Source organism: Martelella alba (genome assembly GCF_005217455.1).
Classification (GTDB): domain Bacteria; phylum Pseudomonadota; class Gammaproteobacteria; order Enterobacterales; family Enterobacteriaceae; genus Acerihabitans.
In genome coordinates, this window is record NZ_SZPQ01000008.1 from 1 (window position 1) to 6,830 (window position 6,830).

At 51.8% G+C, this 6,830-nt stretch carries 6 protein-coding genes and 4 tRNA genes; 8 read left to right on the plus strand and 2 right to left on the minus strand.

What is annotated here, in order from left to right; translation table 11 throughout:
• Positions 1-923: 923 nt before the first annotated feature.
• The 3 genes from FCN80_RS07720 (at position 924) to birA (ending at position 3,884) form a co-directional block, all read left to right on the plus strand.
• On the plus strand, positions 924-1,745 hold the full coding sequence (locus tag FCN80_RS07720) for a hypothetical protein (RefSeq protein ID WP_136989592.1): 822 nt from the start codon (positions 924-926) through the stop codon (positions 1,743-1,745).
• A gap of 148 nt (positions 1,746-1,893) precedes the next feature.
• On the plus strand, positions 1,894-2,928 hold the full coding sequence (gene murB / locus FCN80_RS07725) for a UDP-N-acetylmuramate dehydrogenase (protein WP_136989593.1): 1,035 nt from the start codon (positions 1,894-1,896) through the stop codon (positions 2,926-2,928).
• Complete coding sequence (gene birA, locus FCN80_RS07730) at positions 2,925-3,884, plus strand: bifunctional biotin--[acetyl-CoA-carboxylase] ligase/biotin operon repressor BirA (protein WP_136989594.1); 960 nt, start codon at positions 2,925-2,927, stop codon at positions 3,882-3,884. The genes murB and birA overlap by 4 nt, the downstream gene beginning before the upstream one ends.
• Before the next feature lie 65 nt (positions 3,885-3,949).
• Here birA and coaA read toward each other — a convergent pair whose 3' ends face one another.
• Positions 3,950-4,900, minus strand: a complete 951-nt coding sequence (gene coaA, locus FCN80_RS07735) for a type I pantothenate kinase (RefSeq protein ID WP_136989595.1) — start codon at positions 4,898-4,900, stop codon at positions 3,950-3,952.
• A gap of 197 nt (positions 4,901-5,097) precedes the next feature.
• Positions 5,098-5,646, minus strand: a complete 549-nt coding sequence (locus tag FCN80_RS07740) for a GNAT family N-acetyltransferase (RefSeq protein WP_136989596.1) — start codon at positions 5,644-5,646, stop codon at positions 5,098-5,100.
• Between the two features lie 461 nt (positions 5,647-6,107).
• On the opposite strand from FCN80_RS07740, the gene FCN80_RS07745 reads away from it, so the two are divergent.
• The 5 genes from FCN80_RS07745 to FCN80_RS07765 all read left to right on the plus strand — a co-directional run.
• A tRNA-Thr gene (locus FCN80_RS07745) sits at positions 6,108-6,183 on the plus strand.
• A 9-nt stretch (positions 6,184-6,192) separates the two neighbouring features.
• Positions 6,193-6,277: transfer RNA gene (locus FCN80_RS07750), tRNA-Tyr, on the plus strand.
• A gap of 142 nt (positions 6,278-6,419) precedes the next feature.
• Positions 6,420-6,494: transfer RNA gene (locus tag FCN80_RS07755), tRNA-Gly, on the plus strand.
• A 4-nt stretch (positions 6,495-6,498) separates the two neighbouring features.
• Positions 6,499-6,574, plus strand: a tRNA-Thr gene (locus FCN80_RS07760).
• Between the two features lie 110 nt (positions 6,575-6,684).
• Positions 6,685-6,830: GTP-binding protein (locus FCN80_RS07765; RefSeq protein WP_230492553.1), on the plus strand; the 146-nt coding region annotated here is incomplete at its 3' end.

Here is a 6,830-nt window from a genome sequence, read left to right on the forward strand (position 1 = left end):
ACGTCATATAAAGGCCGGCGACGGCCTGTGCCGCCAGGGGGATTGAGCGCGCCTGTGTCGCCAAAAATCGAACGAAGTAAGACGCAATGGCATGAACATGAACGGGGATATAAGGAAAAGGTACTTCATTGGCCATGAGCGGCTCACTTGCTTACGGGAAAAAATGGCGAAGACGTGCTTTATCGTTGTTTGTTGCCGGAATGATGATAGAAATGGGATTGGATCGCACAGATGGAGCGTTATTGAGACTGCAAATAAAAAATTAATTTTTTATATAAAAAATAATAAATGATAATATCTTGTCAGGATACTTAATTATTAAAAATTTATACTTGGCATACTGCATGTCGCCTCTTTATTGGCTACGCGCATCTGTCTCCGTCATATAATGATCTCTGCACCTTGGGAGGCATGAGAGGCCTCCTATTTTTTACCGGACTCCCGCCATGGTCGGAACAAATTCATTTCCGACGAATTTGTCACTCGCTTGCCGTCGCGATGCAACTTGCAGGATGAAGAGATAAATGTCGTATTTTTTTCAACTCTGATGAAATCGCATTGTGACTGTTCAAGCAATAACTACTTTTCGAATTTAGAATCCTTTCTTAGATAGAAACATACAAAAGCTTACTTCAAAAAATTAAAAGATATCACTGCGCATTTTAGACAGAATAGCGCCTTATCGCTAAGAGAGTGATAAAATCGCTCGTCCGTCATCATCTACGTAGCCTCATTGTACTAGTGCGACCCCAGGCCAGTAACCCCAGCCAGCAAGGGCTAGAGGGAGCCTTTCTGCTCTGCCGTGATACTACGCGAATTATTTAGAGTAAAGATTGTTAGGGATGACCAGTATTTGAAAGCATTACCTATTCCAGATCTGTTTACATTTATGGAAAGTCAACCAAAGATAAGGATGAAAAGTTATGCAAAAAGTAGATAGTGTACAAAATTCATTTAATAGCCGTATCGTGCCGGAACCAGCTAAAGAAAGCGGAACGACGGCCAATCTCAAAAAGTTGTTCAGCAAAATTGTGTCAGTGAAAAACAGCGCAATAACTTACCTGTCGCAGACGAAAACACGCTATGTCAATTCGTTGAAAAATTTCAGTCTCACCCTGAAATTAGTAAGAAACAACAAAAGCGGTGGTACAAGCGCGACTCGACAAAAAGAGGAGGACGATGCCGTATCCGCTTCGCATATGGCGCCGGCCGATTCCAGAGAAAGTTTCGAAAAAAACCTGACTGAGCAATTTGCCAAATTACAAGAGAGTTTCCAGGAAGGCGTCAAAGACGCAATTTACAGAGAACAAATCCTTGATGCGATGTTTTCGGCGGTATATCAGGACGTCAAATTATCATTTGAGAAATTTTGTTTCTACAATGGCCAAAATAGGCAGGACAGTAACGGTACGGACATACCCGACGGCTATCTGCAAGCCATCGGACAGGCCGCCCACGATTGGGGCGTGGCATGCAATCTAAAAAATGATGCCTACATTCCCAAGGGCGCCGGTGCGAACCCCCTGTTGACCAGCGTGATAAGCATAGTGCAAAAGACCCACCCTGCCGCGATGAACACCCCTGAAAACATTGAAAAAGTCAAAAATGACATCAATGCCATGGTAGAAGGCTATTGTGTCGACAATGGCATTAAAGGGCCGTTACAGTTCAAGGCGGTTCTACTGGAAATTACCGAGCAATGGCAGAAAACCGCCACTATCCGGCTTCGTCCTAGTGGATCGTAACAGCGCTCCGTCAATTGAAGTCGGCAAAGCACGGCCCCGTTCGGCCGGGGTCGCACATTTCCCTGACCGGTCAAGGCGGCAAATCCCGCTCAACGGAACACGTCGAATCAGGTAGAATATGGGTTTCAGCGAGTCGAGGTTGATAGCGATGAAGCACGGTGTGTCGGTAAAGCACCTGAATACCTTTGCGGTGGATGCCGTCGCTCGACAGATTGTCGTGGCGGATTCGGAAGCGGAACTTGTGCGGGCCTGGCGAGAAGCCAAACGGCAGTCATGGCCGGTGCTGCTCTTAGGCGGCGGCAGCAACATCCTGTTTTTAGAAAATTTCGCCGGAACGGTCTTACTGAACCGCATCTCCGGCATTAGGGTCACCGAAGATGCCGTCGCTTGGCATATCCGGGTCGGGGCGGGGGAAGATTGGCATGGTTTGGTGGCCTTTACCCTGGAGCAAGGCATCGCTGGGCTTGAAAACCTGGCTTTAATTCCGGGACGGGCAGGTTCGGCGCCGATCCAGAATATCGGCGCCTATGGTGTCGAATTGGAAAGCGTCTGCGAATATGTCGACATTATCGATCTCGCCAGCGGTGAAACACAGCGGCTTACCGGCGCCCAATGTCGGTTCGGTTACCGCGACAGTATATTCAAGCATGATTATCGCGACCACAGTGCCATCACCGCGGTAGGCATCGTCCTGAACAAAACCTGGCGACCGATATTGACCTACGGCGATCTTAGCCGTCTGAACAGCGCTGACGTAACGCCGCGCCAGGTATTCGACGCCGTCTGCGCCATGAGGCGGAACAAGCTGCCGGATCCGGCCATCACCGGCAATGCCGGCAGTTTTTTTAAAAACCCCCTCGTTTCCGCGGCAGCGGCCCGACGGTTATTGGCGGAATATCCGGACATGCCCCATTACCCACAGCCCACAGGCGAAGTCAAACTGGCCGCTGGCTGGCTGATCGACCGATGCGGCCTTAAGGGATTCCGGTTGGGCGCGGCGGCGGTGCATGAAAAACAAGCCCTGGTTCTCATCAATGGCGGACAGGCCACTGGTCGGGAAATCGCCGCGTTAGCTGGCTATGTCCGGCGTCAGGTCTCAGAGCGGTTCGGGGTACTGCTTGAACCCGAAGTCCGGTTCATCGGCGCCGGCGGCGAAGTGGACGCGATGGAGGCGATATCATGAAAGATATCACCGTCCCCCTTAAGCTAATAGGCCTGCTGGCCGATGGCGATTTTCATTCCGGCGAACAGTTCGGCGAAAACCTGGGGATGAGCCGTGCGGCTATCAACAAGCATATCCAAACGTTGCGGGAATGGGGCGTGGACGTCTTCACCGTCCCGGGGAAAGGCTATCGCCTGCACGGCCCTCTGCAACTACTGGATGAGCCGCGCATACTTTCCCGGTTACCCGAAGGACGCGTCACTGTCCTGCCGGTCATTGATTCCACCAATCAATACCTGATGGACCGTATCGCCGGACTGCAATCCGGCGATGCCTGTGTGGCCGAATACCAGGGGCAGGGGCGCGGCCGACGCGGTCGGCAATGGTTTTCCCCGTTCGGGGCCAATCTCTATCTTTCTCTCTATTGGCGGCTGGAGCAAGGACCGGCGGCGGCCATCGGCCTTAGCCTGGTGGTCGGCATCGTGATGGCGGAGGTCCTACACGGACTCGGCGCGCGTGATGTCCGGGTGAAATGGCCGAATGATTTGTACCTGCAGGATCGGAAGTTGGCCGGCATTCTGGTGGAAATCAGCGGGAAAACCGGCGACGCGGCTCATGTCGTTATCGGCGCCGGTATCAACCTCATCATGCGTGAACCGGACAACGGTATTATCAATCAAGGATGGATCAACTTGCAGGAAGCCGGCATCGAAATCGACCGTAATGCTTTGGCCGCCAACCTGATAAAAGCCCTAAGGCAGGCATTGCCGTTATTTGAGCGGGAAGGTTTCGCCGCTTTTCATCCTCGTTGGCAGGAACTGGATAATTACTACAATCGCCCGGTAAAGCTCTTAATAGGCGAGCATGAGACGATCGGTATCGCCCGGGGAATAGACACCCAGGGAGCGTTACTGCTTGAGCGTGACAATGAAATCAGGCCTTATCTGGGCGGAGAGATTTCACTGCGCGGAGTCTGATAATTTCGCGGCCGGGAGACGGCGCATTCCCTCACGGCCGGTAGACTCCCGGCCGCGTAGCGACATCATTTCCTTAGCCGGATTTCACCAACCGCATGATTGGCGCTTTTGGTCAGAATCAAGCTGGCGCGTTCCCGGGTCGGCAGGATGTTTTCTTTCAGGTTTAGCCCATTGATTTCCGTCCAGATATTCGTTGCTATCCCAATAGCTTCGGCTTCCGAGAGTTTGGAATAATTGTGGAAATAGGAATCCGGATCGGAAAAAGCCCCTTGACGGAATTTGAGAAAGCGATTGATATACCAAGAAATTAGTAGATCTTCAGGCGCGTCAACATAAATGGAGAAATCGACGAAGTCCGATACGAAAACATGATGCGCCGCATGCTGATAATCCCTGCCGCTTTGTAAAACATTAAGTCCTTCCAGGATAAGAATATCCGGCTGAGAAATGACTTTTTTGCTATCGGGAATGACATCATAAATCAGATGTGAATACACTGGCGCGTTGACTTTTTTACTGCCCGATTTAATGTCGGAAACAAAATTCACCAGGCTGCGCATATCATAAGATTCCGGGAATCCTTTCTTTTTCATGATATCGCGCTTTCTCAGTATGCTGTTGGGAAAAAGAAAGCCGTCGGTGGTGACCAACTCCACGGAGCGGTGTTCCGGCCAGCGGCTCAGTAACGCCTGCAACACCCGTGCCGTGGTGCTTTTACCGACCGCGACGCTGCCGGCGATGCCTATTATATAGGGTATATGCTGCCCTTTAGTGCCGAGAAACTGCTCCAAAACCGTTTGCCGGCGCAAATTCGAACTTATGTAGAAATTCAGCAAACGGGATAGCGGCAAATAGATTTCCGCCACCTCATCCAAAGAAAGGTCCTCGTTAATCCCTTTCAGCTTGACGATCTCTTCCGCCGTCAGGGTCAGAGGAACCGTGTCCCGCAAAGCCGCCCATTGCCTCCGATTAAAATGAAGGTAAGGGGAGGTATGTGATTGTTCGCGTTTAATCATAAGATTAGCCAGCCTGTTGAGCGGGTCCGACCGGGGCAATCTGACCCACCCGGGACGAAAACAAGCTGCATAGTATAGACAGCTTCCTCGGCATCGTAGAGTATTTTTTCTGCTTATAATAAGGTTTTGTGAACGCAGCGGGCGGCGGAGGAAGCCGGGTGTTGACGGCGGCGGGGTTTCCTCCGCCATGATGGGAATCAACCGGCCATGGCGCGCATGGGCAGGCTGGCCGTAAACAGTCGCTTATAATAAATCACTGTCGGATGATAATGGCCATCGGGCGTGCAGGCAAAGTCAGGAATTTCACCCAGGCAGCGGTATCCATTGGCGCGATAAAACGCCTCGGCGGAGGAGCCGGCCTGGGTATCGAGATACAGCAAACCGCGCTGGCGCTCGTAGGCGGCGCGTTCCAGGGCCGTCATCAATAATCTGCCGATACCTTGGCGACGGGCGCGGCTATGCACCAGAAGCTTCTGGACCTCAGCGCGATTCTGGCCGTTGGGCTTTTGGCACAGTTCCAATTGTATGCTGCCGACAATGCCTCTTTCATCCCGGGCTATCCAGAGCAGTCGATCGCCCCTTTCCAGCGCGGGCCTGAGGGTGTGAATAGCGTCCTCGGCGACTTCCCGGCTCAGCGGCAGCCTGTAGCCTACCGAAGCGCCATTGGCGACGGCATCCATTAATAAACCGGCGAGTTCACTGCGATAAACGGGCAGCGTCGGCGCATTGAGCTGAACGATTTTCATCTCGTCATCCTTTTGCCTGTGATGTCCCTTTATCATACGCAAAAGTTATGCCAGCTAAGCAAGATCAAAACAGCGGGCAAACCACCATGATTTTCTTGAGAACTTTTCCCCTGCGATGATAGCATTTGTGCCGGAGATATAAAGATGCGCTCGGATAGTGCATCTTTACTCTTTTGGTGCAGTGACGCGGTTCACAATTTGAACAATATTTTGGGATTGATGCCCTGTCATCGCCCCGGCCACGTCCATGACGCGGGCTATGGGGCGCCGGCGCAGAGCCTGTAACGGGACGGGCATCGTTTATGCCGTTCGGCTCTCCGCAGCCCTTGTTGAGCGAAAACCGCGACAACCGGGTAAATCATTTGCCGGATTTGGGCGTTTTGTGAGCGAAAGTTCGCGATACGCAATTTTTTTGTTGCATAGGTCGCCGGCTCTACCTAGAATGCGCTGCACTTGATGATGCCGGCATAGCTCAGTTGGTAGAGCAACTGACTTGTAATCAGTAGGTCGAGGGTTCGACTCCTTCTGCCGGCACCAAGAACACAAGGTGGGGTTCCCGAGCGGCCAAAGGGAGCAGACTGTAAATCTGCCGTCACTGACTTCGAAGGTTCGAATCCTTCCCCCACCACCAAATACGCCTCGGGTATACGAGGCAAGACCAGATGCAAATGGTGTATCATGCGCCTGGGAAGAAGGCGAAAGCCTTCAATCAAGGTTCGGATTCAAGGAACCTTAACAATCTACAGGAATATCAGGTAGCCGAGTTCCAAGTTGCGGGCATCGTATAATGGCTATTACCTCAGCCTTCCAAGCTGATGATGTGGGTTCGATTCCCACTGTCCGCTCCAATGTGCTGATATAGCTCAGTTGGTAGAGCGCACCCTTGGTAAGGGTGAGGTCGGCAGTTCGAATCTGCCTATCAGCACCACTTTCAGTCTCCCTCCTGATACACTTTCTGTAATAAAATGAATTCATCAGGTTTTTGCCTGGTTGATGTGGTGATACCACCGATTTATTCGTGTCTTAGAGGGACAATCGATGTCTAAAGAAAAGTTTCAACGCACAAAACCACACGTTAACGTCGGTACTATCGGCCACGTTGACCACGGTAAAACGACCCTGACCGCCGCCATCACCGCTGTACTGGCCAAGACCTACGGCGGTACTGCCCGCGCCTTCGATCA

What these genes read in the sequence shown, in the direction of transcription:
- FCN80_RS07720 (WP_136989592.1), top strand. Translation starts at nt 924, where the DNA reads ATGCAAAAAGTAGATAGTGTACAAAATTCATTTAATAGCCGTATCGTG.
- murB (WP_136989593.1), top strand. Translation starts at nt 1,894, where the DNA reads ATGAAGCACGGTGTGTCGGTAAAGCACCTGAATACCTTTGCGGTGGAT.
- birA (WP_136989594.1), top strand. Translation starts at nt 2,925, where the DNA reads ATGAAAGATATCACCGTCCCCCTTAAGCTAATAGGCCTGCTGGCCGAT.
- coaA (WP_136989595.1), bottom strand. Translation starts at nt 4,900, where the DNA reads ATGATTAAACGCGAACAATCACATACCTCCCCTTACCTTCATTTTAAT.
- FCN80_RS07740 (WP_136989596.1), bottom strand. Translation starts at nt 5,646, where the DNA reads ATGAAAATCGTTCAGCTCAATGCGCCGACGCTGCCCGTTTATCGCAGT.